Origin of the sequence: Microcella alkaliphila (assembly GCF_004216855.1) — a bacterium.
GTDB classification, from domain to species: Bacteria; Actinomycetota; Actinomycetes; order Actinomycetales; family Microbacteriaceae; genus Microcella; species Microcella alkaliphila.
The window spans coordinates 1-1,406 of record NZ_SGXT01000009.1; the positions used below are offsets into that span (position 1 = coordinate 1).

The 1,406-nt window shown below is 70.8% G+C and carries 2 protein-coding genes; both read left to right on the plus strand.

What is annotated here, in order from left to right:
• On the plus strand, nucleotides 1-446 hold a 446-nt coding region (locus EV140_RS00615), incomplete at its 5' end, for a Mu transposase domain-containing protein (protein ID WP_422386073.1).
• Entirely contained in the window at nucleotides 443-1,249 is an 807-nt protein-coding gene (gene istB / locus EV140_RS00620; RefSeq protein ID WP_130280070.1) for an IS21-like element helper ATPase IstB, read from the plus strand. The genes EV140_RS00615 and istB, both read left to right, overlap by 4 nt.
• Nucleotides 1,250-1,406 lie beyond the last annotated feature (157 nt).

The window sequence follows — 1,406 nt, forward strand, 5'->3', positions numbered from 1 at the left end:
GGCTGCGGCCGCTGCCCCCGGTGGTGTTCCCCGTGATCGTGACCGAGGAGCGCACCGCGACCCGGCAGGCGCTGATCGACTGGCGAGGGAACCGGTACTCCGTCCCGCCGGAACTGGCCGCCGCGAAAGTGACCGTCCAGCAGCGGCTCGGCGCCGACATCATCGACATCGCCACCGTCTCGGGCGCGGTCGTCGCCCGGCACCGGGTGGCCGAGCCCGGACTGGGGGTCACGGTCCGCGACACCGGTCACGTCACCGCCCTCGAAGCGATCGCGATGGCGTCCGCGCCGCCGGGACGCCCGCACCGGCGCAAGGAACGCATCCCACCCGGGGCCGCCGCGCTCCGCGCCGCCGCCGTCCTCACCGGCACCATCGAACCCTCCACGACCGTGATCAGCCTGGCCGCCTACGAGCAGGCCGCGAAGAACAGGAACACCCTCCGATGACCACCACCACTGCCACCGCGACGAGCGTCTACCAGCAGCTGCGCAGCCACCTCACCGACCTGAAGCTCGCCGACGCCGCCGACGCCCTCCCGAAGGTCCTCGACCAGGCCCAAGCCGAGGGCTGGACCCTCACCCACGCACTCGAGCAGCTCCTACGGATCGAGGTCACCGCGACCGACGCCCGCCGCCTCGCGGGCCGGTTCCGGTTCGCGAACCTCCCCACCAGCGCCACCCTCGACGACTTCGACCTGGATTCCGCCAGCGGCATAGACCGTTCGCTGCTCACCGAGCTGGGCACCTGCCGTTACATCGAGACCGCGACCAACGTGCTCCTGATCGGCCCGCCCGGAGTCGGGAAGACCCACATCGCCACCGGCCTCGGGCACGCCGCCGTCACCGCCGGCTACCGAGTCTACTTCACCTCCGCCGCGGACCTCGCCGCCCGCTGCCACCGCGCCGCGATCGAGGGAAAGTGGGCGACCATGATGCGGTTCTTCGCCGGGCCGACGCTGCTGATCATCGATGAGCTCAGCTACCTGCCGCTGCCCGGCGAGGCGGCGTCAGCGCTGTTCCAGGTCATCAACCAGCGCTACTTGAAGACCTCGATCGTGCTCACCACGAACCGGCCCGTCGGAGCCTGGGGAGAGATCCTCGGCGACACCACCGTCGCCGCCGCGATGCTCGACCGCCTCCTGCACCGCTCCGTCGTCGTCACCCTCGACGGAGCCTCCTACCGGCTCCGCAACCACCACGCCGCAGCCGACGAACTCCGCCGCGTCACCACCGGCACAAACCTGCGCTAACCTACCCACGCGACCTGAGGAACTTCGACGAGCAACTCTGGGGAAATTCGCTGAGCGCCGTCACGCCTTCCCCGACCTGCCCGGCACCAGATCCAGCAACCTGGCACGCACCCGGCCATGCTCGTCGCGGGACAGGTCGACCATCCCGGTCAGCTCC

What these genes read in the sequence shown, in the direction of transcription:
- istB (WP_130280070.1), top strand. Translation starts at nt 443, where the DNA reads ATGACCACCACCACTGCCACCGCGACGAGCGTCTACCAGCAGCTGCGC.